At 63.7% G+C, this 22514-nt stretch carries 30 protein-coding genes; 9 read left to right on the forward strand and 21 right to left on the reverse strand.

The features are described 5' to 3' along the window. Positions 1 to 48 precede the first annotated feature (48 nt). A complete protein-coding gene (locus tag C5J26_RS17240; protein ID WP_105402870.1) occupies positions 49 to 543 on the reverse strand; it encodes an HIT domain-containing protein in 495 nt (164 codons plus the stop codon). Between the two features lie 134 nt (positions 544 to 677). Between C5J26_RS17240 and C5J26_RS17245 the strand changes: the two genes are divergently transcribed. Together C5J26_RS17245 and C5J26_RS17250 are read left to right on the forward strand one after the other, a co-directional pair. Beyond that, the gene (locus tag C5J26_RS17245; protein ID WP_105402871.1) at positions 678 to 1067 is read left to right on the forward strand and encodes an antitoxin Xre-like helix-turn-helix domain-containing protein; all 390 of its coding nucleotides are present in this window, start codon (positions 678 to 680) and stop codon (positions 1065 to 1067) included. Continuing rightward, positions 1064 to 1756 carry an RES family NAD+ phosphorylase gene (locus C5J26_RS17250; RefSeq protein ID WP_105402872.1) on the forward strand — a complete coding sequence of 231 codons (693 nt, stop codon included), beginning with the start codon at positions 1064 to 1066 and terminating at the stop codon, positions 1754 to 1756. Before C5J26_RS17245 ends, C5J26_RS17250 begins: the two co-directional genes overlap by 4 nt. Before the next feature lie 86 nt (positions 1757 to 1842). Here the strand turns inward: C5J26_RS17250 and C5J26_RS17255 are convergent, their stop codons facing one another. The 9 genes from C5J26_RS17255 to C5J26_RS17295 all read right to left on the reverse strand — a co-directional run bounded on the left by C5J26_RS17255 (position 1843) and on the right by C5J26_RS17295 (position 7532). After that, on the reverse strand, positions 1843 to 2766 hold the full coding sequence (locus tag C5J26_RS17255; protein ID WP_105402873.1) for a mechanosensitive ion channel family protein: 924 nt from the start codon (positions 2764 to 2766) through the stop codon (positions 1843 to 1845). Between the two features lie 120 nt (positions 2767 to 2886). Then, positions 2887 to 3411, reverse strand: coding sequence for a tyrosine phosphatase family protein (locus C5J26_RS17260; RefSeq protein ID WP_105402874.1), 525 nt, complete (start codon positions 3409 to 3411; stop codon positions 2887 to 2889). Further along, on the reverse strand, positions 3408 to 3986 hold the full coding sequence (locus tag C5J26_RS17265; protein ID WP_105402875.1) for a YfbR-like 5'-deoxynucleotidase: 579 nt from the start codon (positions 3984 to 3986) through the stop codon (positions 3408 to 3410). Before C5J26_RS17265 ends, C5J26_RS17260 begins: the two co-directional genes overlap by 4 nt. A gap of 35 nt (positions 3987 to 4021) precedes the next feature. Then, the gene (locus C5J26_RS17270; protein ID WP_105402876.1) at positions 4022 to 4864 is read right to left on the reverse strand and encodes a folate-binding protein YgfZ; all 843 of its coding nucleotides are present in this window, start codon (positions 4862 to 4864) and stop codon (positions 4022 to 4024) included. 298 nt (positions 4865 to 5162) lie between these two features. Beyond that, positions 5163 to 5921, reverse strand: a complete 759-nt coding sequence (locus C5J26_RS17275) for a hypothetical protein (protein ID WP_105402877.1) — start codon at positions 5919 to 5921, stop codon at positions 5163 to 5165. Positions 5922 to 5936: 15 nt separating this feature from the next. Then, positions 5937 to 6194: a hypothetical protein gene (locus C5J26_RS17280; protein WP_007752665.1), complete on the reverse strand. Its 258-nt coding sequence runs from the start codon at positions 6192 to 6194 to the stop codon at positions 5937 to 5939. A gap of 101 nt (positions 6195 to 6295) precedes the next feature. Next, on the reverse strand, positions 6296 to 6724 hold the full coding sequence (locus tag C5J26_RS17285; protein ID WP_105403010.1) for a TIGR02301 family protein: 429 nt from the start codon (positions 6722 to 6724) through the stop codon (positions 6296 to 6298). Positions 6725 to 6770: 46 nt separating this feature from the next. After that, positions 6771 to 7187, reverse strand: a complete 417-nt coding sequence (locus C5J26_RS17290) for an NUDIX domain-containing protein (protein WP_105402878.1) — start codon at positions 7185 to 7187, stop codon at positions 6771 to 6773. Positions 7188 to 7223: 36 nt separating this feature from the next. Further along, entirely contained in the window at positions 7224 to 7532 is a 309-nt protein-coding gene (locus tag C5J26_RS17295; RefSeq protein ID WP_105403011.1) for a HigA family addiction module antitoxin, read from the reverse strand. Between the two features lie 112 nt (positions 7533 to 7644). On the opposite strand from C5J26_RS17295, the gene C5J26_RS17300 reads away from it, so the two are divergent. The 5 genes from C5J26_RS17300 to C5J26_RS17320 are packed head-to-tail and all read left to right on the forward strand — an operon-like array spanning position 7645 to position 10012. Continuing rightward, the gene (locus tag C5J26_RS17300; protein WP_105403012.1) at positions 7645 to 7905 is read left to right on the forward strand and encodes a type II toxin-antitoxin system ParD family antitoxin; all 261 of its coding nucleotides are present in this window, start codon (positions 7645 to 7647) and stop codon (positions 7903 to 7905) included. A 13-nt stretch (positions 7906 to 7918) separates the two neighbouring features. Beyond that, positions 7919 to 8200, forward strand: coding sequence for a type II toxin-antitoxin system RelE/ParE family toxin (locus tag C5J26_RS17305; protein WP_371681929.1), 282 nt, complete (start codon positions 7919 to 7921; stop codon positions 8198 to 8200). Between the two features lie 7 nt (positions 8201 to 8207). Beyond that, on the forward strand, positions 8208 to 8534 hold the full coding sequence (locus C5J26_RS17310) for a YnfA family protein (protein WP_105402880.1): 327 nt from the start codon (positions 8208 to 8210) through the stop codon (positions 8532 to 8534). Between the two features lie 55 nt (positions 8535 to 8589). Next, positions 8590 to 9357 (forward strand): SOS response-associated peptidase, encoded by a 768-nt coding sequence (locus C5J26_RS17315; RefSeq protein WP_105402881.1) that lies wholly within the window; start codon positions 8590 to 8592, stop codon positions 9355 to 9357. Between the two features lie 37 nt (positions 9358 to 9394). Beyond that, positions 9395 to 10012: a LysE/ArgO family amino acid transporter gene (locus C5J26_RS17320; RefSeq protein WP_206051198.1), complete on the forward strand. Its 618-nt coding sequence runs from the start codon at positions 9395 to 9397 to the stop codon at positions 10010 to 10012. A 42-nt stretch (positions 10013 to 10054) separates the two neighbouring features. Here the strand turns inward: C5J26_RS17320 and C5J26_RS33540 are convergent, their stop codons facing one another. The 4 genes from C5J26_RS33540 to C5J26_RS17335 form a co-directional block, all read right to left on the reverse strand. Further along, on the reverse strand, positions 10055 to 10183 hold the full coding sequence (locus tag C5J26_RS33540) for a hypothetical protein (RefSeq protein WP_255759033.1): 129 nt from the start codon (positions 10181 to 10183) through the stop codon (positions 10055 to 10057). A gap of 173 nt (positions 10184 to 10356) precedes the next feature. After that, positions 10357 to 11196, reverse strand: a complete 840-nt coding sequence (pssA, locus tag C5J26_RS17325) for a CDP-diacylglycerol--serine O-phosphatidyltransferase (RefSeq protein ID WP_105402883.1) — start codon at positions 11194 to 11196, stop codon at positions 10357 to 10359. Positions 11197 to 11213: 17 nt separating this feature from the next. Beyond that, complete coding sequence (locus C5J26_RS17330) at positions 11214 to 11912, reverse strand: phosphatidylserine decarboxylase (RefSeq protein WP_105403013.1); 699 nt, start codon at positions 11910 to 11912, stop codon at positions 11214 to 11216. A gap of 114 nt (positions 11913 to 12026) precedes the next feature. Further along, a complete protein-coding gene (locus tag C5J26_RS17335; protein WP_105402884.1) occupies positions 12027 to 12953 on the reverse strand; it encodes an AraC family transcriptional regulator in 927 nt (308 codons plus the stop codon). A 93-nt stretch (positions 12954 to 13046) separates the two neighbouring features. On the opposite strand from C5J26_RS17335, the gene C5J26_RS17340 reads away from it, so the two are divergent. Continuing rightward, positions 13047 to 13892, forward strand: a complete 846-nt coding sequence (locus tag C5J26_RS17340) for an SDR family oxidoreductase (RefSeq protein ID WP_105402885.1) — start codon at positions 13047 to 13049, stop codon at positions 13890 to 13892. Positions 13893 to 14027: 135 nt separating this feature from the next. Here C5J26_RS17340 and C5J26_RS17345 read toward each other — a convergent pair whose 3' ends face one another. The 5 genes from C5J26_RS17345 to C5J26_RS17360 form a co-directional block, all read right to left on the reverse strand. Beyond that, positions 14028 to 15050: an LLM class flavin-dependent oxidoreductase gene (locus tag C5J26_RS17345; protein ID WP_105402886.1), complete on the reverse strand. Its 1023-nt coding sequence runs from the start codon at positions 15048 to 15050 to the stop codon at positions 14028 to 14030. Between the two features lie 98 nt (positions 15051 to 15148). Next, complete coding sequence (locus C5J26_RS32750; RefSeq protein WP_172724106.1) at positions 15149 to 15289, reverse strand: hypothetical protein; 141 nt, start codon at positions 15287 to 15289, stop codon at positions 15149 to 15151. A 41-nt stretch (positions 15290 to 15330) separates the two neighbouring features. Continuing rightward, a complete protein-coding gene (locus tag C5J26_RS17350; protein WP_105402887.1) occupies positions 15331 to 17220 on the reverse strand; it encodes an ABC transporter ATP-binding protein/permease in 1890 nt (629 codons plus the stop codon). A 153-nt stretch (positions 17221 to 17373) separates the two neighbouring features. Next, positions 17374 to 18063: a hypothetical protein gene (locus C5J26_RS17355; RefSeq protein ID WP_105402888.1), complete on the reverse strand. Its 690-nt coding sequence runs from the start codon at positions 18061 to 18063 to the stop codon at positions 17374 to 17376. Positions 18064 to 18535: 472 nt separating this feature from the next. Then, positions 18536 to 20344 (reverse strand): LysM peptidoglycan-binding domain-containing protein, encoded by a 1809-nt coding sequence (locus C5J26_RS17360; protein WP_105402889.1) that lies wholly within the window; start codon positions 20342 to 20344, stop codon positions 18536 to 18538. 145 nt (positions 20345 to 20489) lie between these two features. On the opposite strand from C5J26_RS17360, the gene C5J26_RS17365 reads away from it, so the two are divergent. Further along, positions 20490 to 21119: a TIGR00730 family Rossman fold protein gene (locus C5J26_RS17365; RefSeq protein WP_105402890.1), complete on the forward strand. Its 630-nt coding sequence runs from the start codon at positions 20490 to 20492 to the stop codon at positions 21117 to 21119. Between the two features lie 17 nt (positions 21120 to 21136). Here the strand turns inward: C5J26_RS17365 and C5J26_RS17370 are convergent, their stop codons facing one another. After that, positions 21137 to 21466, reverse strand: coding sequence for a DHCW motif cupin fold protein (locus C5J26_RS17370; protein WP_105402891.1), 330 nt, complete (start codon positions 21464 to 21466; stop codon positions 21137 to 21139). Between the two features lie 20 nt (positions 21467 to 21486). Continuing rightward, positions 21487 to 22401, reverse strand: coding sequence for an EamA family transporter RarD (gene rarD, locus C5J26_RS17375; protein ID WP_105402892.1), 915 nt, complete (start codon positions 22399 to 22401; stop codon positions 21487 to 21489). Positions 22402 to 22514 lie beyond the last annotated feature (113 nt).

The raw sequence follows: 22514 nt of genomic DNA on the forward strand, positions 1-22514 counted from the left end.
AGCCCCTAGCCGGTGGCCTTCGGCGCTTGTTCTGCACCCGCAGTCCGGTCACCCCCGCGGTCCCGGCCGAAAAGCATCCCGCAGGTGCTCGACGACCTCCGCGACGCTCGGCCCGTGGATCGGTGGCGGTACCGACCGTTCGCAGAATTCCCGCCAGACGAAGAACGTCAGTTCTGCGCCATCCGTCGCGGTCTCGCCCGGACCTTCCGCAAAAGTACTGAGCATCCGGTACCGATCGTCCTGCCAGAAAAGTGCTTCCACCCAGCGGTAGATTGGGATCACGTGGAAATGGAGCGAATGGCCCGGCATGTGGCCGTATCGTCCGATATAGACCCGCTCCGCATTCAATTCCCCGCCTAGCGCCCTCTGAACCTTCGCCATCAGTGGCCCGAGCTCCAGCAACGCTTCTTCCGCAAGCTCGGAGAGATCATCCACAAAGCGCTTCGAGCCGATCATCAGATAGCCGGGAAGGGCGGAATTGGTTCGGTGGTTGACCAGCCAATGTTCGGTTTCGAAGACATGGAATTCTGGAGGAATGTGCATCTCGACCGACTTTCTGCAGAAATCCCATAAGCGATAGCAATACTGGCGATCCGCGACAATGTACCATAAAAGGTCATATGGCCTTTACATTGAGTGCAAATGGACTAAATTCTGGTGAAGCAGGAGCCTTGCCCATGGAAGTCGCCGCCAGAAAAGAAAAAGCAGAACAGCTGACGGCCGTCGCGCTGAAGGCCTTCGGCAATGTCGTCGCCGAATGGGGCGTGCCGATGAACGAGGCGGCGGCTCTTGCCGACATGTCGGAAAGCACCTGGAAACGTGCCCGGAAACCGGGTTATTCGGGCGGCTTGACCAAGGACCAGATGCTGCGCCTCAGCGCCGTCATCGGGATCTATAAGGCCCTAAAACTCTATTTCAGCGATCCGATCGCTTCCAGGTGGATGACGTTGCCGAACGAGGGGCCGCTGTTCCGCAGCACCCGCCCGATCGATACGCTGATCGAGGAGGGGTTGCCGCAATTCCTTGCCGTCCGAAACTACCTCGATGCCTTGCGGGGCGGCGCGTGATCGTCACGCCTGTCAGCGACCGGGGCCTCGTGCGGCTGATCCCGGCGACCTACCACAAGCCGCCTAGCCTGCGCGGTCTGGTAGATAGCGACGAGGAACTGGCGATTCTTGCCGAGATCGAGGGTATGACCAGCGCGCGGCTGACAGCCGAGCGGGGATTGAACCTGCATCTGGACCGGCGCGAGCTCGCCTGGAAACGCCGCAAGCACGACCTGCAGGTCTACGGAAACACCCATATCAACGCCGCCTTCACCTACACGCGAAAAGGCGGGAACCGCTTCAACGACGAAAACCGCGGCGCCTGGTACTGCAGCTGGGACACGATGACGTCGATTGCCGAGGTCGCCTTCCACAAGACGCGGGAACTGCGCTTCATCGGCGTCTTCGAAGAGACCGCGCGTTATGTGGAACTGCTGGCGGATTTTATCGGCGAGTATCCGGACATCACCGGCGAGCGCGGCAACCCGGCGCTCGATCCGGATCCGGCGATCGGTTACCCCCAGGGGCAGGCGCTCGCCGAAAGATTGAGGCGCGACGGCCATGACGGACTGATCTATCCGTCGGTGCGGCACGATCAAGGCCGCTGCCTTGTCGCCTTCGAGCCGACTGCCATCCGTAACGTACGCCCGGGTGCATCCTGGGACATCGTCTGGTCGGGCAGCGAGGAATTCGACCTCAAGGCCGTGTGACGGCGATCGCCGATTCGATTCTCGTAAAAATTTGGGCATCGGGGCCGGCTTCCTCGTAAAAAGCCGGCCCCGATGCATCCTTTCCTTCAGGTCCGCTGCGTGACCGGTTCGTCCGCACCGTGAGGAGCCGGAGGTCCGCTCTCACCGGTGACGTTGCGGGTTTCTACCTGAGGGTCTGGAATCTGTTCCGGCGATTTGTCGCCAGGGAACTTATCGCCGGGGAATTTGTCAAAGGCGAGCTTGACCTCCCTGGTCAGGTCGCGGCCGGTTTCCCACCAGTCGCTGCTCTTCGTCCAGTAGCGCAGCGTCAGCTTGGCGCTGCCGGCATCGAATTCGGCCACGTAGACGGTCGGTGCCGGATCCTTCAGCACCCGCTTGTCGCCGCTGGCGATCGCCATCAGCTTCGCCTGGGTCCGGCCGATATCGCGGTCGGTGCCGATACTGACCGAAATCTCGTTGCGGCGCGTCTTCAGCCGGCTGTAATTGGTGATCGGCACGTTCCACAACGTCGAGTTCGGCGCCAGCCGATAGACGCCGTCGGCGGTCCGAAGCTCGGTCGCAAACAGCCCGACATCGACGATCGTGCCGGTGACGCTGCCGGTCTCGATGCTCTCGCCGACCCGGAACGGCCGCAGGACCAGGAGCATGATGCCGGCCGCGATGTTCTGCAGCGTGCCCTGCAGCGCGAGACCGACGGCAAGGCCGATCGCGCCCAGCGCCGCGAGCACCGATGCCGTCTGCACACCGAACTGGCCGAGCACCATGACGACGACGAGAACCAGCATCGCATAACGGATGATGTTGGAGAAGAATTGCGACAGCGTCGCGTCAATGCCGTGGATGCGCGACAGGCCGCGATGAGCCCAGCGGCTGATCAGGCCGGCGGCCATCCAGCCGAGAATGAGGAGAACGATCGCGCCGACAGCGGAGAAGGAATATTGCACCGCCAGCGCGCTCAACTGAGCGAGCGCCGCCCTGGTCGCCACAACGAATTCCGACGCCTGGTCCATCCGGCGGTCTGCTCCTGATTTTAGTTTCGCCGTTAATTGGGGCAGCAGGCCGCGACGTCAAGATAAAAGTGGAGCTTTTTCACCCCGAGCTAAACAATTAGGAAAATTCAACTTTCTGGTTCAAGGCGAGATTTTTAGCGGCAGGATGAAGGAGGCCCGGCCATCGGTCTCGGCGCCGCGGCCTATCCCCTTGATGGCAGCAATCAGCCGGCCGTTGCGGGCGAGCAGCCGGTCACCGATCTCGATCAGCCGCGTATTCGGGGTCGCATGCGGCGCGACGCTGCGAAGCCTCGCAGCCAGCGCGAAATCGTCCTCCTCCGGGTGTAGCGAGAGAACGGCGATCACCGCTGCGGCAGGTGAACGGGAGACGCCCATCCAGCAATGGATGACGATCGGCGCTGCCTGGTCCCAGTCGCGCACAAAGCCGATCAGGCTTTCCACATGCGCCTCGCTGGGCGCGATCAGACCTCCCGTGCCGGCAAAACCGATGTCGTTCATCGCCAGCTTCAGGTGGCGGTCGGCGGCAATCACGCCCGGCCGGTGAAAGTCCTGGCCCTCGGCGATCAGGCTCACCATTTCGCGCGCCTTGTGGCGGACGGCTGTCTCGGCGATGGAGCTCAGCGGACAGACGACGATCGCGGTCATGCCGTCTTGCCTGCGCGCTCGGCCTCGATCTGATGGAAACGGTCGAGGAAAAGCTGCTGCGCCGTCAGCGCCGGCATCGGCTGGATCGGCAGCATGTCTCGGGTGATGCCGCGCGGTTGGCCGAAAAATTTCCGCGCCTCGGTGACCGAGAAGCCAGCAAGTTCCGTGGCCTCGAAAAAGGCAGCGATCGTGTCTGCCTTCTTGATCAGCGCCTTGAGCTCTCGGGTCGGATGCGGTGGCAGGCCGAAACGCAGGTGGATCGCCGCCTCCAGCCGTTGTTCGACAGCCTTGTAGCCGCCGCCGACCACCGATTTGAACGGCGAGATCATGTCGCCGATCACATATTCCGGCGCGTCGTGCAGTATCGTCATCTGCAGGGCATCGGCCGTGCAGGCCTCGTTGCAGCGGCGGAAGATCTCCTCGACGACAAGGCAGTGCTGGGCGACGGAAAAGGCATGGTCGCCGCGCGTCTGGCCATTCCAGCGGGCGACGCGGGCAAGCCCATGGGCGATGTCGGAGATTTCGATGTCGAGCGGCGAGGGATCGAGCAAGTCGAGCCGGCGTCCCGACAGCATTCGTTGCCAGGCACGTGGTGCCGTCACCACTGGGCTCACGTCTCGGCCTCTTCAGCCTCGACGGGGAAGGAGAGCCCGCTCCAGGCGGGAAGCGCCAGGCTGACGGTCACGTCGTCCACAGAAAGCGGCACGCCGCGTGCCAGCGCGTCGCCGACGCGGTCGATGCGCACGATCGCCAGTCCCTTGTTGCCGAAAACCGATCCGAGCGCGCCGACCGGCTTGCCGCCGGCTATAATCTCGGTGCCGGAAGCGGGCAGGGCGGCTTCGCCCGAAACGATCGCCACCCGCCGCCGCGCCGTGCCGCGATGCTGCATGCGGGACACGACTTCCTGGCCGACATAGCAGCCCTTGCGGAAGGAAAGTCCGCTCGTCTGGTCGAGCAGCACGTCGTGCGGAAAGGCGTCCTGCAGCGCATAGTCGTGCCCGGAGAGAGAGATGCCGGCTTCGATTCGCAACGCGTGATAGGTTTCTTCCGGCCCGTCATCCAGCTTGCCGGGAGCGCGGGCGAGGGGGATTCCGGCCTTGGCAAAGGCAGCATCCTTCACCGAGCCCTTGCCCGAATCATCACCCCAGAACACGGTGATTCCGTCTTCCGGACCGGCCGTGATATCCACCGCTGCGCGCAGCTTATACATCGTCAGCCGCCGCATCAGCGCCTCGCGCTGGGCCGTTTCGGTCTCGATGAGGAAACCGTCTCCCTCCCGCCAGACCAGGAAATCGAACAGGATCTTGCCTTGCGGTGTCAGGAGCGCGCCCGGCCGGGCTTCACCTTCCGGCAGGGAATCGATGTCGGTGGTGATCAGCCCCTGCAGGAAATCCTGCGCATCCTTGCCGGTGAGGCGGATCAGGCTTCGCGAGGGAAGAAAGGCGGCGGGCATGGCACGGGAATCCGGTTGTTCTGAACCTGAGAGTTAAGTCTTCGCGGGGGCGGCGGCAAGGCGTTCGGGGAGATTGCCAACAAAGTTCGTTGAGGCGAGCCGGCGCGGCACTATCCCTGATCTCCCTCCTTGAGCGGCAGATGTCACCGCAGGTGACAGAGGGGGTAGCAACGGTGCGGCAAATGCAGTGGCGGAAGAGTGTGCTGGGAGGTTTACCCCCCTCTGCCCTGCCGGGCATCTCCCCCACAAGGGGGGAGATCGGCTGGGCGCACTGTTCTGCACCCATCAAGCCGCCCGCTCAGTCGCCGCCGGAGAAGAACTTCCATTTGCCGTCCGGGCTGATGCCGGCGCGGAAGAAGTTGTAGTTGCCGTTCTCTTCCATGCCGGCGAGGTCGCCGGCCGTCACGATGCGTAGAAGGTCGACCCGTTCGGGCGGCGTCAGCGTCGAAAGCTGCTTTCCTGCGAAATAGGGCCAGACATAGGCCTCGTCCGGCGTGCCGACGTCGAAATGCGCAGCACCGGTGGACAGGATGTCGAGCAGGATGGCGAGTATTTCCTGGCCTTCGGCGTCGCCCGAAAAGCTCTTCAGCGTTTCGATCGGGTCCTCGAACTCGCCGTTCATCACCTGCGTCTGGGTGGCACCCGTTCCCATCAGGGCGCGCAGGCGGGCGATGTCGCCGGAGGCCGCGGCCTCGACGAGCTGTTCGCGCATGTGCTTGACCGGTGCCGGCAGCTTGGTCATGTCTCGGATGATTTCCGCCGGCTTGCTGTCGGCCGGCGCGGGCTTGGCGGCGTTGGGATCCGCCGGGGGGGCGGTCGTCTTGGCGTCGCCGGCCTGTGCCGACCGATTGATCGCAGGACCCGGCTGCGGCAGGGTCGTACCGTCGAAGGCCTGGAGGATGGCGCGGCTCTGTCCCTGCTCGGGCTGACTGGGCTCGTCGCTCGGGCGCAGCTCGGAGAGCGCAAGAGCATGGCCGGCGACCGCCGCGGCAAACACCGTTGCCGCCGAAAGGCGGATGATCAATTGGGCTATCGTCGTTTCCGCCGCATTCCGCACGGGAAACCTCTATCGTTATTGAACAGTGCGCTCGGGGGAGAATTCGCCGGCGAGCATGCGGCTCTTGAGCGAATCGAGCATGGCTTCGGCGCCCATTTCTCCATGAATGCGGATGGTCTCCCGCATGGCAAGTACCAGAGCTGCGTCGGCGATGATTTCCGGCTCGATACCGTCGGCACGGCCGTCTGCCCATGCCTCACTCTGATATTCCAAGGCAGCCTGCATCTTCTCATGCACAATCATGTCGTCGATGTCGTTGCGGCCTGTCTGCATTCTGTCGTCCTCGGTGCCCGTTTAATTACTAGCCCGTTAAAAACTTTATCAGCCTTTTATCAAAACGACACGGCCTCCTGCCAAAAGAGGTAAATAATCCTCTAATTTCCGAAGCGGGCGGCGATTTCTGTCGCAAGTGTTGCGCCTTCGATACGATAACGCTCCTCGGCGGTCCTTGCCGCATCCGTGCAGGACGTGTGCACGGCGGCAAACGACCGGTACCCCCGATTAAAGGCCGCCGTCAACCGCTCGCGGCGCTTCGGTTCGGTGCCGGTATCGGCATCCAACAGCTGCTGCATCGAGGCCCGCCATTCGGATGTCGGTACGCCGCAGAGCGTGCGAAGATACTGGATCGAGCCGAGCACTTCCGCAAGCCGCGTCAGTTGTACGTCATAAGGCGCCGGCTTTTCCTCGGCCGGCGGAGGCGGGGACGGCGCCGCCGGCTGCTGTTTCGCCGGCTGGGCGGCAAGCGGCGTCGCCGCCAGGATTGCCAGCAGCGTCAGGCAGCCAAGTCGCGGAAGGAGCTTCATGAACGGGTCCCGATCCGGCGCGATTGCGCCGGTTTTGCGAGCATTCTTAGCGGGCATTGATCTCCGCCGCCAGCCTCTCGGCGCATTCGAGCACGCTCGCTGGCACGGCCAGGCCGCGGATCTCCTCGACCGTATACCAGCCGGCATCGGCCGCATCGTCGGCGGCGATCGCCTGGGCGTCGGGATCGGCCTCCACACGGAAGACCGACAGAAAGAAATGCCGCCTGTCCTCTTTCTCGCTCTTCAGGTCGTAGGTCGCGAAGAGGACGGGATTGCGCACCGCAATGCCGGTCTCCTCGAGAAATTCCCGCACCGCCGTCTGGTCCGGCGTCTCGCCGGGCTCCGCCCGCCCGCCCGGAAAGGCGAACAGATCCATCGACGGCGGGTTCACCCGCCGAATCAGCAGAAACCGGCCATCCCGTTCGAGAATGGCGGAGGACGCGGCTTGGGGGGAGGAGGGCATGTTACGGTCTTTGCGGTTCAATGGGCCGGGAACACTTCACGCCGCGCTCAAAGTCGGAATGTTGCTGACGTCCACCTCGCGTTCCGCGTGCCAGGCGTCATGGGCGGCCTGCATGCGCAGCCAGATAGCGGCACCATCGCCGAACATCTTCCCGAGCCGGGCTGCGACATTCGGCGAGACGGGCTTGCGCTCGCGCAGTATATCGTAGAGCTGCTGGCGGGAGATGCCGAGCAGCCCGGCGATCTCGACCTTTGTCTTGCCGGTTGCCGGGATGATCTCCTCAAGCAACGCGCCGGGATGTGACGGGCAACGCTGGATCGGCCTTCTTACTTCATATTCCGCCATCGACATCATCCAAACCGCCGCCTGTTCCAATGAGGCCGACCTGCCGCATCCGTCCAGCCAATATTGTAAAAGTATTGTATTTCATCGTATGCTTCATGCAAAGGAGCTTGCCATGGCACGTGCGAAAACATTCTCGTTGGGCGATGCCTATGATGGCATCCTGTCCGATCTGGTCAAGAACGGCCGCTTTGGCACCGAGACCGAAGCCGTTCGGGCAGGCATACGTATGCTTGCGGACTATGAGATGCGCATCCAGTCGCTGCGCCATGCGATCAATGCGGCGGATGCGGAAATCGAGGCGGGCCTCGGTGAGGAATATGCCTCGGGTGCAGACCTGCTTGCTGACGTCATGAGCGAAGGCGACGGTCATTAGCCCCAAGCGCCTCATCGTAGCACCTCTTGCGCGCGAAGACCTGCGTGCCATCCGTCACTTTATCGCAGAAAGCAGTCCCTTCTATGCCCGGGAGTTCCTGGCGGACATCACCGCCAAGATCGCCTGGATTGCCGAGGTGGATTTCACCGGTTCGCCGCGTGACCATATTTCGCCCGGCCTGCGCGGCTTTCCCTATCGGCAACGCTGCATCTACTATCGCTGCTATCTCGACCGGATCGTGGTTCTCCGGGTCATGCACGGTGCGCAGGATGTGAAGCCGCAGGATTTCGGGTAGGCAATCGATGAAAACCTACACCCTCTACTTCCTCGCCGCCCTTGCCGAGATTGCCGGTTGTTTCGCCTTCTGGGCATGGCTCAGGCTGGGAAAGCCGGTCTGGTGGCTGGTGCCGGGCATGGTATCGCTGGTCGCTTTCGCCTGGCTGCTGGCGCTGGTGCCGAGCGAGGCGGCGGGCCGCACCTATGCGGCCTATGGCGCCATCTATATCCTCGCCTCGATCCTCTGGCTCTGGGCCATCGAGGCCCGGGTGCCGGACCGCTGGGACATTCTCGGCGTCACTGTGTGCCTGGTCGGCGGGGCGATCATCCTGTTTGGCCCCAGGAGCGCATGACATCAGCGCCTGATCGGCGCTTGACCCTTTGAAAGGCCGATGCCACATAGTTCGCATGTGCGGACGCTACGCCCTGACGGCGACTCCCAAGGATATTTCGGAATTCTTCAGCCTGGCGGATCTCGACGATTTCCCTGCACGCTACAATATCGCGCCGACCCAGCCGATCCTCGTCGTCATGTCCTCGGAAAAACGTGAGCCGGGCAGCAACCTGCCGGAGCGCCGTGCCTTCCTTGCCCGCTGGGGCCTGATTCCCGGCTGGGTAAAGGACATGAAGGAGTTTCCGCTGCTGATTAACGCGCGCTCCGAAACGGCGATCGGAAAGGCGTCATTCCGCGCCGCCATGCGCCATCGCCGTATCCTGATCCCCGCCACCGGTTTCTACGAATGGCGCCGGCCGCCGAAGGAAAGCGGCGTCAAGCCGCAGGCCTATTGGATACGTCCCAAGCGCGGCGGCGTCGTCGCCTTTGCCGGCCTGATGGAAACCTGGTCTTCGGCCGACGGTTCCGAGGTGGATACCGCCGCGATCATGACGACCACGGCGAACGGCGGCATCCGCCATGTCCACGACCGCATGCCGGTCGTCGTCGCGCCCGAGGATTTTTCCCGCTGGCTAGACTGCAGGACGCAGGAGCCGCGCGAGGTGGCCGACCTGATGCGGCCCGTTCAGGAAGATTTTTTCGAGGCGCTGCCGGTCTCCGACCTCGTCAACAAGGTCGCGAACATGGGTCCGGATCTGCAGAAACCGGTCGCTGTCGCCCAACCGGAAGAGGAGCCGCCGAAAAAGCCGAAATCCGACTCCACCCAGATGTCGCTTTTCTGATCCTCGGCCTCCTTCCTAGACGGACAATGCCATGAACCTGTTTTCCGCCGGCCTTTCCGGCCTCGCACTCGGGGCTTCGCTGATCATCGCCATCGGCGCCCAGAACGCCTTCATCCTGCGCCAGGGGCTGATTCGCGCCCATGTCTTCATCCTCTGCCTGATCTGCGCCCTGTCGGATGCGACGTTGATCGCCGCCGGCGTTGGCGGGCTCGGCACGATCGTCGCGCAATCTCCCGTGCTGATCTCGGTGGTGACGCTGGGCGGCGCGGTGTTTCTCGGGCTTTATGCCGTGATGGCCTTCCGCCGGGCGGTAAAACCGGCCGCGTTGGTGGCGGGCGCGCCGGAACCGATGGGGCTGAAGGCGGCGGTTCTGACCTGCCTGGCCTTCACCTTCCTCAACCCGCATGTCTATCTGGATACGGTCGTGCTGCTCGGCAGCCTGTCTGCGGCCTTCGAAGGGGCGGAACGCGTGGCCTATGGCGCCGGTGCGGCGATTGCCTCGTTCGTCTGGTTCTTCGGGCTCGGTTACGGCGCGCGGTTTCTGGCGCCGCTGTTTGCCAGACCCGCCGCCTGGCGGGTGCTGGATGTCGTGATCGGGATCGTCATGGGCCTTCTCGCGCTGGGACTCCTGTGGAGCTTTTTCAGCGGCGAATGACTCGTCGCTTGCCTGGTCCCTGATCCGGCTCAGCGGGCCTGATCAGCCTGCAGGGGTAAGCTTCGGCTTGCGGTTCAGCATCAGGGCGGCCGCAACCACGGCCTTCAGGCCCAGCGGACGGTAGGGCGTGGTCATTTCCGGTTTGGATTCAATCTTCTTCTCGGTGCTCATGGCTGTCTCCTCAACACGCGAATCTCTTGTTTGCATTTTGCGATCGCGGCTTTTCCCATAAAAGCGGGCGGAATCGTGGCCGGCAAGCCGGCAGTGCCGCCCGGTATTCGTAGAACTGTCATCTTGCGGGAAACTGTTGCGCGGAAGTTGCAACTTACCGAGTGCGCCTGCCCTCAGACGTTAGCACTGTCATCCTCGATCGTGATCGTGCCGTAGCGGCGGTGCCAGGCGCGCGCGCTGAACGGCAGGACGAGGAGGTACCCGACGACGGTGATCGACAGCACTTCCCACGTATAGCTCATCAGCAGCGCCACATAGAGCACCACGGCAAGCATGATCGGCAGCATCAGGTCGCGGCGGATGCGGCTCGACTTGCCGGACCAGACGGGCAGGCGGGACACCAGCAGGTAGCCGATCAGCAGCGTATAGGCGACGCTGACGTATACGAAGACAGGCGTCGCCTCGAGCCCGAGGAAGCCCAGATAGACCGGCAGCAGCACCAGCATGGCGCCCATCGGCGCCGGCACGCCGACGAAAAATTCCGATTGCCAGTCGGCCTTGATGTTGCGGTCCTCCATGACGTTGAACCGGGCGAGGCGCAGGCCGGCGGCGATCGCATAGAGCAGCGCCGCGATCCAGCCGATCGAATGTGCCTGGTCGAGCAGGAAGGCGTAGGAGACCAATGCTGGCGCGACGCCGAAATTGATAATGTCGGCAAGCGAATCCATCTGCACGCCGAATTTGGAGGTGGCCTTCAGGAGCCGTGCCACGCGCCCGTCGATGCCGTCGAGGAAGGCGGCCAGCAGCACCATGGCGACCGCCAGTTCGAAACGCCCCTCGAAGGCGAGCCTTATCCCGGTGAGGCCGGCGCAGATGGCAAGCACGGTGATGAGGTTCGGCACCAGCAGCCGGAGCGGGATTTCGCGCAGGCGCGGCCCGCGGGCCTCTTCGTTCGGGCGGTTGTGTTCCCTGTGCGAATGAGGGGGCGAGGGCGGCGAGGCGGGCGTCTCCATGAGGCTTTGTCTTCCCTTTACGTGCGGCGGCTGATGATCGGGCCCTTGGTCGAGCCGAATTCCGCAAGCACGGTCTCGCCGCCGATGGCGAGCTGGCCGACGGACACTCGCGCCTGGCCGCCGGCCGGCACGAACACGTCGAGTCGGGAGCCGAAGCGGATCAGGCCGAATCGTTCGCCGGCATTGACCGGTTCGCTGGGCTTCACCCAGCAGACGATGCGCCGCGCCACCAGGCCGGCGATCTGCACCACGCCGACCTTGCCGTGGCGGGTTTCGATGACGAGGCCGTTGCGCTCGTTGTCCTCGGAGGCCTTGTCGAGTTCGGCATTGATGAACTGGCCTGGGCGGTATTCGATGCGCGACACCTGGCCGCGCACCGGCGAGCGATTGATGTGGCAGTCGAACACGTTCATGAACACCGAGATGCGCAGCATGGGTTCGGAACCCAGCTGCAGTTCGACCGGCGGCACGACCATGGCGACATGGCTGATGCGGCCATCGGCAGGGCTGAGGATGAGGTCGTCGTCCTGCGGCACCGCCCGTTCCGGATCGCGGAAGAAGTAGGCGCACCACAAAGTCAGCACCAGGCCGATCCAGAACAGCGGCTCGGCGATATAACCGAGGATCAGCGAGGCGATGAAGAAGGCGGCGACGAAGATGTAACCTTCCTTGTGGATCGGCACGAGCGTGTTGCGGATGGTGTCGAAGAGGTTGATCAACGTTTTCTCCCGTATGTCAGTGCCATCTGACTACAGCGAAACCGTTTTTGCGGCAATGCGGTTCCGTATCGCCGAAACCGCAGCGCGGATATGCCGGAAAAATGCCGATCCTCATTTCCGCCCGGCCTGCAGATGCGATGCGTATTCGCTCGGCGGACAACCGACCCTGTTGCTGAAGGCAGTGCTGAAGGCGCTGGCTGACTTGTAGCCGACCGCCCCGGCGATCTCCTCCAGCGATCCGCGGCCGCGCAGCAGCACGTCTTTCGCCAACGCCATCCGCCAGCCGAGCAGATATTCGACCGGCGCGACGCCGACAGTCTCGGAAAAACGGCGGGCGAAGACCGAGCGCGACATGCCGACCCGCCTTGCCAGCTCGCCGACCGTCCAGCCGCGGGCGACATCGGCATGGATATGGCCGAGCGCCTGGGCGAGCTGCGGATCGGCAAGCCCTCCCAGCAGGCCCGCATGTGGCGCCCAGGCCGCCTCGCGGCGCAGGGTCTCGATGAGCATGACCTCGATCAGGCGGCAGAGGACGGCGTCGCGCCCGGGCCGTGGGTCGCCGGCTTCCTCCAGGATCATCGAGACCAGCGCCCGCAATCGCGCGCCAGTCTGCTCCGTGGCCCGCACATGTACGAGACGCGGCAGAAGCCCGATCAGCAGATCGGCATTGGCGGGATCACATTGGATGAGGCCGCCGAGGACACGCGTCGCTGGTCCCGATCCCTCTTCGCCAACACGAATCTCGCCGTCAACGGTATGTCGGGCCTTGAAGGCATCGTCCGACAGCTCGGTTTGCGCGTTGATATCGCTGAGGAACGAATCCGAAAGCGGTCTAGCCGAGAGAATATAATCTCCCTCCTGCAGCTCGACGGGGCCGCCGTCATGGGTCCTGAACCAGCACCGGCCTTGTGTGACGAAGTAGAAGGTCGGCCCCGGCTGTTCCGGCACGCGAACGCCCCACCTCCCTCTGGCCGACATGCTGCCGAGCAGAACGGTGGACGGGCGAAGCAGCTTGATGACGTCGGCAAGAGCATCCATCGGGACGATCCGTAATAGTTTTCGGAGTTTCCATTATAGAATGTTCCGATCGGCTGGTCTAGTGAAGGCGCATCAACATATTGGAGCCAGATCATGACCAAGACCATTCTCATTACCGGCTGCTCGTCGGGCCTCGGAAAGATGACCGCCAGCCATTTCGCGGGAAAGGGCTGGAACGTCATCGCGACGATGCGCAGGCCGGACCCGGATCTTGCCAATCAGTATCCCGACCGCATTCTGGTCGCAGCCCTCGACGTCGCCGATCCGGCGAGCATAGAGGCCGCAATCCAGGCCGGCGTAGAGCGCTTCGGCGGCCTCGACGCGGTCGTCAACAATGCCGGCATCACCATGGTCTCGATCTTCGAGGCGACGCCGGCGGAGGCGATCCGCCAGATCTTCGAGACCAATGTCTTCGGCATGATGAACGTCATCCAGGCGGCGTTGCCGCATCTTCACCGGCGAAACGGCGGCACTATCGTCAACGTCGGTTCGGGTGTCGGGATCGCGGCCATGCCGCTGCTATCGCTCTACAGTGCCTCAAAGCAGGCCGTGGAAGGTCTGTCCGAATCGCTCTCCTACGAACTGGCGTCGCAGAACATCAAGGTCCGGCTGATCCAGCCGGGCGCGATGCGCAGCACGAATTTCACCGCCACCGGAATGGCCGCATCACAAGCGGCTCCGCTGCCGGAAAGCTATAAACCCTATTTCGACCACATGCTGCAGTCGATGATCAACTACCCGTTCGCTTCGACGCAAGAGCAGTCGGTGGTCGAGGCGATCTATGCGGCGGCCGTCGACGCGACGGGTCGCCTTCGCTATCAGGTCGGCCCGGATGTGGAAGAATATGCCCGCCTGCGCTGGTCGACCTCGGAAGATGAATATCGTGCCGGGATGCACCGGCTGACCGGACACACCGCCTGGCTTGAAATGCCGAAGTGATCGCTGAGGCTACAGCAGGCCGATCCCAACCGACCGCCGTGCCTGCCGCATCACCGCCCCCTACTGGCTCCAGCGACATCCCGCAAGGAGGTCGCTGGAGCTTTCGGCAACTGCGTTCTCCGACTGTGGGCTATCTCAGCGCCACCCCAGCCCCGGCGCCACATGCTTCAAGATGCTCTCCAGCACATGCGCATTGTACTCTACGCCAAGCTGGTTCGGCACGGTGAGCAGCAGCGTATCGGCCTCGGCGATCGCCTCGTCGGCCTTCAGCTGGTCGATCAGCTTGTCCGGCTCGGCGGCATAGGAGCGGCCGAAGATCGCCTGCGTCTGCGGGTCGATATTGCCGATCTGGTCCTGGCTCTCGCCGCTGCCGCCGAAATAGGCGCGGTCCGTGTCGTTCATCAGCGCGAAGATGCTGCGGCTGACGGAGACGCGCGGTTCGCGGGCGTGGCCGGCCTCCTTCCAGGCTTCGCGGTAGATGCGGATCTGCTCGGCCTGCTGGATGTGGAACGGCTTGCCGCTCTCGTCGGTCTTCAGCGTCGAACTCTGCAGGTTCATGCCGAGCTTGGCGGCCCAGACGGCGGTCGAGTTGGAGCTCGAGCCCCACCAGATGCGGTCGCGCAGGCCTGCCGAATGCGGCTCGAGGCGCAGCATGCCGGGCGGGTTGGGGAACATCGGCCGCGGGTTGGGCTTGGCGAAACCTTCGCCGCGCAGCACGTCGAAGAGCACTTCCGCATGGCGCCTGCCCATATCGGCATCGGTCTCGCCTTCCGCCGGCTGGTAGCCGAAATAGCGGAAACCGTCGATCACCTGTTCCGGCGAGCCGCGGCTGATGCCGAGCTGCAGGCGTCCGCCGGCGATGAGGTCGGCAGCGCCGGCGTCTTCCGCCATGTAGAGCGGGTTTTCATAACGCATGTCGATGACGGCGGTGCCGATCTCGATGCGCTTGGTGCGGGCGCCGACGGCCGACAGAAGCGGGAAGGGCGAGGCGAGCTGCCGGGCGAAATGGTGGACGCGGAAATAGGCGCCGTCGGCGCCGAGTTCTTCGGCGGCGACCGCGAGATCAATGGATTGAAGCAGGACGTCGGATGCCGACCGCGCCTGCGACTGCGGCGAGGGCGTCCAGTGCCCGAAGGAGAGAAAGCCGATCTTTTTCATTGCGTTACCACCGTGAATTTACTGTGTCTGAAGTTACACGTTAGATGGCATCTCGACCGCGACATGAACAGTCGCCGCCCTGTGAACAGTGCGTCCGCTTACCGTGCGGCCTGCGGATCGACCCAGCCCATCCAGGTGGTGAAGGCGAGCAGCGGCGAGCCGAAGAAGATCAGCACCAGCACATAGGCGATCGCGATGCCGCCGAGGACGAGCATGCGGGGGGTGAGGTATCGTTTCACGTTGAGATCCGTCCCTTTCCGAAGTTCATTGCGCCGCCGGCCTATTCCGCCGCCGGCACGCCGCGCAGCACCACCCCGAGGTCGTCGCTTTCGCGCACCTTGCGCAGCTGCTCTTCGGCCTGCACCGCCTCGCGCTGGCGATTCCACATCGAGGCGTAGAGCCCGTTCTGTTCGAGCAGCGAACTGTGCGTTCCGCGCTCCGCGATCAGCCCGTCGCGCAGGACGATGATCTCGTCGGCGCCGATGATGGTCGAAAGACGGTGGGCGATCACCAGCGTCGTGCGGTTCTTGGAGACGACGTCGAGCGCCGACTGGATCTCGTGTTCGGTCGTGGTGTCGAGCGCCGAGGTCGCCTCGTCGAGGATCAGGATCGGCGGGGCTTTGAGGACGGTGCGGGCGATCGCCACGCGCTGCTTCTCGCCGCCTGAAAGTTTCAGGCCCCGTTCGCCGACTTTGGTATCGAAACCGTCGGGCAGGGCGCTGATGAAGTGACCGATCTGCGCCACTTCGGCGGCGGCAAGCATTTCTTCCTGGCTCGCCGAGGGGCGGCCGTAGCGGATGTTGTAGGCGATCGTATCGTTGAACAGCACCGTATCCTGCGGCACCATGCCGATCGCCGCGCGCAGCGAATGCTGGGTCACGTCCCGCACGTCCTGGCCGTCGATGGTGATCGAGCCGTCCTGGATGTCGTAGAACCGGTAGAGCAGGCGGGAAATAGTCGATTTGCCGGCGCCCGAGGGCCCGACGATCGCCACCGTCTTGCCAGCCGGCACGTCGAAGGAGACGCCTTTGAGGATCGGCCGGGCCGGATCATAGGAAAAATGCACGTCCTTGAAGGAGATCGACCCTTGGGGGATGGCGAGAGGCGCGGCATCCGGCCGATCGACGACCTCCGGCTGCACTTCGAGCAGTTCGAACATCTGCTCGATATCGGTCAGCCCCTGGCGGATTTCGCGGTAGACGAAACCGATGAAGTTGAGCGGCACGGAAAGCTGCAACAGCAGCGCGTTGACGAACACGAAATCGCCGATCGTCTGCTCGCCGCGCTGCACGGCCAGCGCCGACATCACCATCATGACAGTCGTGCCGAGGCCGAAGATGACGCCCTGGCCGAAGTTCAGCCAGCCGAGCGAAGTCCAGACGTCGGTCGCCGCCTTCTCGTAGCGCGCCATCGAACTATCGAAGCGCTTGGCTTCCATCTCCTCGTTGCCGAAATATTTTACCGTCTCGAAATTGAGGAGCGAATCGATCGCCTTGGTATTGGCGTCGGTGTCGCTGTCGTTCATCGAGCGGCGGATGGCGATGCGCCAGTCGCTGGCCTTCACCGTGAACCAGATATAGAGCGCCACCGTGACGGCGGTGACGAGAACGTACCAGAAGCCGTAAGCGACCCAGAAGATGATGGCCGTCAGCAGGAATTCGAGCAGAGTCGGCACGGTGTTGAGAATGGTGAAGCGGACGATCGTTTCGATGCCCTTGGTGCCGCGCTCGATGATCCGAGACAGGCCGCCGGTCTTGCGCTCCAGATGAAAGCGCAGGGAGAGCTGGTGCATGTGCACGAAGGTACGGTAGGCGAGCTGGCGCACCGCATATTGCCCGACCGAGGCAAACAGCGCGTCGCGCAGCTGGTTCAGCCCCACCTGCAGGATGCGGGTGAAATTGAGCGCGATGACCAGCACCACGGCGCCAAGCAGGAAGGCAGGCAGGAGACCTGCCATATCCAATTTGCCGTTCAGTGCATCCGTCGCCCATTTGAAGAAATAGGGCACCGTCAAGAGCACGAACTTGGCGAGGAAGAGGTAGAAGGTCGCCCAGACGACGCGGGCCTTCAGGTCGGCGCGCCCTTCCGGCCACATATAGGGCCACAGGTTGACGAGCGTGCCGAGCGGATTGCTGGCATCCGCCGAAATGGTCTTCTTGTTATTCGCCATCAATGTCTCCGGGACAGGCGCGTCGAAACGCCTCCCGCACATAAGGTCCGGGGAAGAATGTTGCAATGACGGTTTCGTGAAACTTCAGGGCCGGCACGGACCGTCCGGGCGATGCGGCGAAGGCTGGATGTCTCCCGCCCTCGCCGGTGGCGATCACTTGGTGCTGGTGGAGGCGGCGGGCGCGGTGCCGGCTGCCGGCTTGGTGGTCGCTGCCGGCGTCGGCCAGGAAATGTAATAATAGGCCTCGCCGACCATGCCGAAATAGGAGCTGGCCCCGGTCGCCTTCTCGATATAGCTGCCGTCGGCGTTGCGCACGAACTTGCCGCCGTCGTCCCGTGTCAGACGGTCCTTGAGGAACTGGGTCCAGTCGGATTTGTCGACGGAGGTAATGCCGGCCGAGGTCTGCTTGCCGTCGGTAATGTCCCAGGCGGTGATCTGGTCGCCGGCGACAGCGTCGGTCATCTTCAGCGTGCCGGCGGCGAGCGCCTTCTGCATCACCTCGGCCATCGCCTTGCTGTCGGGGCTCGCCTTCAGCGCGTCCAGCTTCTCCTGCAGCGCCTTCATGAACGCCTTGCTGGACATGTCGCCGACCGATCCGTCGCCTGCGGTGTCCGGGACACTGCCGTTCATGGTCTGCTGCAGCGAGGCGATCAGCGCTGCGATCTTGTCGTCCTCGTAGTCGTCGTCACCGCCGCTGCCGCTGGAAAACAGTATATCGGCGAGCGAAGTGGAGGACGAGCCGGACGCCGAACTGCCGGGCGCCCTGTTGTTGGAGACATCATTGAATGCATTGAGGGCCGCCTGAGAGGACCAAGTCCGAATGGAATTAACGCTGGAAACCATTTTCTTCTCCTGTCCGCGCGGCATGGATCAGAGCCGGAGATAATATGCGAGCACGCCGCCTGATCACCGCGGTATTCCTCCTAACCTGCGCCAAGCTGGCCGAACGGCAGCCGGCGTGGCCATTGGCCGTCCAAGGGTCTTTTGAGCAGTGGATTGAGATGGCGGCGGTGGTTGGGCTGGATGCATTTTTTCTACCCAAATGAAATTATCCCGGCAAACCCCTCCCGGCCTGCCGGCCACCCTCCCCACAAGGGGGAGGGAAACCCAGGCGCGATGTCGCGCACAATCCACGCGTCAATGTCCGCCTATTCGTGGTCTGTTGAGAGATGAGTGCTTCAGTGAACAATATGCGCTTCGTCGGAGAACGGTGAGCGTCCCGCATATTTCCCTCCCGCTTGTGGGGAGGGTGGCCGGCAGGCCGGGAGGGGATCTTTTTGCGTCACCCTCGCATACCAGAACGTCTTGCGCCCCCTTACGACCGGCGCTGTATCATCCGCTGGCGATGGAGTTCTTCAGCGTCCGGCAGGGCCGCGTCGGGCACGCCGAAGATCTGGCCGGGCTGGATGACGTCGGGGTTGCGGATCTGGGCCTCGTTGGCGAGGTAGATCGTCGTGTAGCGCACACCCTGGCCGTAGACGCGGCGGGAGATCTGCCAGAGCGTGTCGCCGCGGCGGATGATCACCGAGCTGCGTTCACTCTGGGTCAGCGGCTCCTGCTGGATGGTGCGGGTGCCGCTGGCATCGGTGACCGTCATCGGGGCGGCTGTGGTGGCCTGGACGCCTTGCAGCTCGCGGGCGATGGTCGGGCCGACGGCGCGGGCGATCATTTCGCCGATCCGCTTCAGGCCGGCACCGACGCTTGCGACATCCTTGGGAAGCGCGTCGAGGGCGGCAACCGCTGCCGCGGCGTTCTGGACGGTGGTTTCGGCAAGCACCCGGGCGGAGGCGGCCGCATCGGCCGGCAGGCGATATTCGGAGAGCGATTTCAGGGCGATCGAAGTGGCGGAGCGGGCGGCTGCCATCTGTTCCGCCGAGGGTACGCGGCCGTTGTCGTAAAGCCCGCGCAGCAGGTTGAAGGCGCGTACCGTTTCGTTGCGCAGCTTGTCGAAGGCGCCGCTGTCGGCCGCCGACATGCCGTTATTGGCGGCCTGCGGCGCTGCGACGGCAGCGACCTGGTCTCCGGCCGGGCGGTTGAAGGGCACTTCGACCCGTACCAGAGCCTGTCCGCCGGCTCCGACAACCTCGACGCCGATCCGGTGGTCGCCGACTGCAAGGTCGATCGCCCCTTCGATCACGAAACTGCCGTCCTGGCCCGCCTGGGCGGTACCGATCGGCCGGCCGTCGGCCTGGCCACGCAGCATGGTGCCGGCCTTCGTGTTGCCGGCGACGAAAATCTTGTTGCCCTCGATTTCGACAGCGGTGATGCGCAGTTCAGGCGCAGCGGATGTCGCCGCCGAAGAGGCGGGCGCCGAGACCGGTATGCTCGGCGCGGAAGATGCGAGATTGGACGAGCCGGCCGGCGGTGCCGGCAGGGCGACAACGGAGGTACTGGTCGACGGCGCAGCCGAGGGGGCGGCAAGCGCGGGGCTGGCCGGAGCCTGATTGGTAGCGGGCGAAGCTGCCGCGGCCTGGGCTGCCGGCTGCGCGGCACTCGTGCCAGGCGGCGTTGCGGCGTCCGGGGTCGCGATCAGGCGGCTTGCCTTGCCGGGCTTGGTGACCATGGCAAGCAGCTTGCCGTTCTTATCGGCGGGCACCGAGACGGTCGCCGTTTCTTCCGACAGGGTGGTCTTGCCATCCTTGCCGATCGCCTTGAGCACGAGCTGGTGGTCACCGGGCGGCAGCGGCTTGTCGAGGATGGCGGCGAAATCGCCGCTCGGGCCGACGTCGACCTTGGCGACGATCGCGGCGCCGTCAGTGACTTCGAGTTTGGAATTGGGGGCGGCGCGGCCGGCGATCACGGTCGACCCGTCCGGTTCGACGCGCAGCACGTCGAAGGAGGGCGGCGTCATTGCCGCGGCCTGGCCTGCTGCGGAAGACGTGGCAGGCTGAGCCGTCTGCGGCGCCGTGGCAGCGGCCTGATCGGCCGGCTTTGCGGCATCGGGCGCCCTGGCCGTCGGCTGCGGTTCCGTCACCGCGTCCTTGACGGCATTGCCTGCGGCATTGATCGCGTCGCCGATCGGCTTGGAATCCTTGTTTATCGCAGGCATCACCAAGAACACCATCAGCAGCGATGCGATAGCCAATACGATCAGAGCCAGCCAGCCGGCGCGGTTTTTCATCATCAATGCCTCTCCCGACAGCTATAGCCATCGCATATTCGGATTAACCTTTTCCTCCCGCATTCACAAGCTTTTCACACGATAAACCCTTGCTCTTCCGGGCATTTCCCGTCAATTTTGACGACCGGGGCCTGGTTTGGCCCTCCCTTTGAAATGCGTTGCGGAGAAAACTGTGCCGATTCGATCCATCTGCGTTTACTGCGGCTCGCAGCCGGGGCGCGATCCCGCCTACCTTGCAGCCGGCCGTGCGCTCGGAAAATCCATCGCCGCCCACGGGCTTCGGCTTGTCTATGGCGGAGGCACCAAGGGCATCATGGGTGCGGTCGCGGCCGGCGTTCTGTCGAACGGCGGTCAGGTCACCGGCATCATTCCAGAATTCCTGGTCGACATGGAGGCCACGCGCCATTCGCTCGGCCAGCTCAACGAGCTGATTGTGACGGAGGACATGCATGCGCGCAAGCACAAGATGTTCGAGCGCGCTGACGCTTTCGTGACCCTGCCGGGCGGCATCGGCACCTTGGAGGAGATCGTCGAGATCATGACCTGGGCGCAGCTCGGACGGCATGAGAAGCCGATGGTGTTCGCCAATATCGGCGGTTTCTGGGATCCGATGCTCGACCTCATCACCCACATGCGCGAACAGGGGTTCATCCACCGTGCGCATCTCGTCCAGCCGTTGGTCATCGCCGACGTCGAGGACATCGTTCCGGCGATCCTGGAACAGGGCGAGGAGCGCCCGCCGACGAGCGGCGAGGGCGCGGTGATTTCAAGGCTGTAAGCGCCGGCGCTTGAGCCCTAGTCGACGATGAAGAGTTTTGCGCCGACCGATGTCGAGGAGCGGTGGGGCTCAGCATCGTCGGCCACCTGATAACTCATGCCGGGCGTCAGCACGAAGACCCGGCCGTCGGCGAGTTCGGTCGTCAGCTCGCCTTCGAGGCAGAGCAGGATATGGCCTTTGACGCACCAGTGGTCGGCGAGATAGCCCGGGGTATATTCGACCATCCGCACCCTGATCCCGCCGAAATGGCAGGTCTGCCAGGTCGCCAGCCCCGTGTCGCCCTTGTGCTCTGTCTTCGGAATGGCGCTCCAGTCGGTGGTACCGAACGGGATATCGCTGATTTTCATGGGAATGCTCCGGGAAAGGCCTATCGGCCGCGCGCTTGCTTGAGAAGCGACCAGGTATAGATTGCCAGCGCCGTCCAGATCAGGACGAAGGCCCCGAGCTTCACGGGGCTGAGCGGCTCGTGGAAGGCGAAGACCGCGATCAGGAAGATCATCGTCGGCGCGATATACTGCATGATGCCGATGGTCGAGAGCTTCAGGAGTTTTGCGCCGTTGGCGTAGATCATCAGCGGCGCGGCGGTGACGATGCCGGCGGCCATCAGGATGAACGTGTCCCAGCCGGTCGAATTGAGGAGATGGCCCTGGCCGGTCGATTCCAGCCAGATCACATAGGGCAGGCAGGGAATGCTGATCAGAAAAACTTCCAGGAAGAAACCCTGATTCGGGCCGATCGGCAGGGTTTTGCGGAACAGCGCATAGAACCCCCAGGTGAAGGTGAGCGCCAGCGAAACCCACGGCAATCCGCCCGCATCATAGGTGAGGATAGCCACCGCCACCACCACAAGGCCGATCGCGGCGAGCTGAACCGGCGCCAACCGCTCCTTGAGCAGCACCGCTGCCAGGAAAATGCTGAACAGCGGATTGATGAAATACCCGAGCGCCGCATCGAGCGCCCGCCCGGCGGCGACCGCCCACACATAGATGCCCCAGTTCGCCATGATGATCAGCGCGGTCAGGCAGGCCATCGCCAGCATGCGCGGGTTCTGCACCGCCACCTTGAGATCACCCGTGCGACGCAGGATCAACAGAACGATCCCGGCGACCGGCACCGACCAGATCGCCCGGTGCGCCAGCACTTCGAGCGAAGGAATATGGGCGACGGCCTTCAGGTAGAACGGCAGGAAGCCCCAGAGGAAATAAGCCGTCAGCCCGAAGGCGAAGCCACGCGGCGTATCTTCGTTCTTTACGGTCGTCGCCGCGGCGGTGTCGGTGGCCATGTGGGGTGTTTCCGGTATGTTGTTCTGGTTATCCCCCGTTTAAACGAATAGGTTGAGCCGGACCAATTCATTTCATTGAAGAACCTATCGTTTGTCGCGATTCTGTCGGCTTG

The organism is Neorhizobium sp. T7_12 (assembly GCF_002968535.1).
Classification (GTDB): domain Bacteria; phylum Pseudomonadota; class Alphaproteobacteria; order Rhizobiales; family Rhizobiaceae; genus Neorhizobium; species Neorhizobium tomejilense.